This window comes from Streptomyces sp. NPDC050504 (assembly GCF_044458065.1).
Lineage (GTDB): Bacteria > Actinomycetota > Actinomycetes > Streptomycetales > Streptomycetaceae > Streptomyces.
On the sequence record NZ_JBITHO010000035.1, the window covers coordinates 1 to 1495 of the forward strand.

Here is a 1495-nt window from a genome sequence, read left to right on the forward strand (position 1 = left end):
CCGAGGGTGCCGGTGCCGCCGGTGATGAGGGTGGTGCCGTTGGGGTTGAGGGGTTGTTCGGTGGTTTTGGTGGGGAGGGTGGCGCGGGTCAGGCGGGGGGCGTGGAGGGTACCCGCACGCAGAGCCAACTGAGGCTCTTCAAGCCCAACCACCTCTGAAAGGCGTGCCATTGAGGATTCGTGGCCATCTGTGTCCACCAGGACGATTCGGTCCGGATTCTCGGACTGAGCGGTACGGATCAAACCATGCACGGACGAGGCGGCCAGATCACGGATCTCGTCCTGGTCCGACACCGACGTGGCCGACCGGGTCACGACTACGAGCCGGGATGTCTTGAGGGCGTCCGCTGAGAGGAAGCTCCGTACGGAGAGCAGCACGCGCTCGTCGAGTTCGTGCGCCGCGGCAGCCGGATCCGTACCGTCGCCAGCACACAGCATGGCGATCGCGGTGGGTGCGGCTGCGCCAGCGTCGACCGCAGCGATCAAGTCGTCCAGGTGGTGATGGACGGGCGTTGCCTCCTGAGCGTTGCTCGCTCCACCGACGGCACGCGCCAACTCCGTCGTTTCGAGCGTCTCGGCGCCAACCACGGCCCATGTTGTGCCGGTCGAGGCAGCTTGGTGACTGATTGGGTTCCAGGTCAGCTGGAAGAGCGAGTTGGTGGCGGCGGACCGCGCTGTGAGGTCTGCGATGACCAGTGGGCGGGTGGCGATCGCGCCGATGGTTGCGACGGGGGAGCCTTGGTGGTCGGCGATCTCCAAGGAGCTGGAGTTGGTTCCCGAGGGCGTGAGACGGACACGCAGGGCTGTCGTGCCCGTCGAATGCAGGGCGACGTTGCTCCACGAGAACGGGACATGAGCGGTGCCCGACTCGGTGTTCGCAACCAGGGCGAGCGAATGGAGTGCGGCATCGAGGAGTGCGGGATGGATGCTGTATCCGGTGGTGTCGGTGCCTTCGGGGACCTGGACCTCTGCGTAGAGGGTGTCGCCGCTCCGCCAGGCGGCTTTGAGGCCTTGGAAGGTGGGGCCGTAGGGCAGTCCGAGGTCGGCGAGGCGGTCGTAGAGGTCGGTGGTGTCGACAGGGCTGGCGTCGGTCGGCGGCCAGATGCTGAAGTCTTTGCCGTTCTCCGCGAGGAGGGCGGCGGGTGCGGCGATGAGCGTGCCCGTCACGTGGAGGGACCACTCCGTGCTGCTTTCAGTGTCCTCGGGCTGCGAGTGGAGGGTCAGCCGCTGGCGGGAGGGTCGTGCTGCGTCCTTGCTGGCTCGTTTGCCGCTGCCGTTGCTGGCGTCGCTACTGCTTTCACCGGTGTCGTCGTCGGTTTCGTAGTCGGTTTCGACGGTGAGGCGCAGGCGAAGTGCCTTGCCATCGGGGAGGACGACTGGGCTATGGAGGGTGAGTTCTTCGATGTGGTTGTGGCCGGTGTGGTGTGTGGCGTGGAGGGCGAGGTCGAGGAGTGCGGTGCCGGGTACGAGGGTGGTTCCGTGGATGGTGTGGTCGG

General features: G+C 66.6%; 1 protein-coding gene. It reads right to left on the reverse strand.

The window, feature by feature from the left end; all coding sequences use genetic code 11:
• A partial coding sequence (locus tag ACIBNE_RS41130; protein WP_399281216.1) for a polyketide synthase dehydratase domain-containing protein occupies positions 1-1495 on the reverse strand: 1495 nt, incomplete at both ends.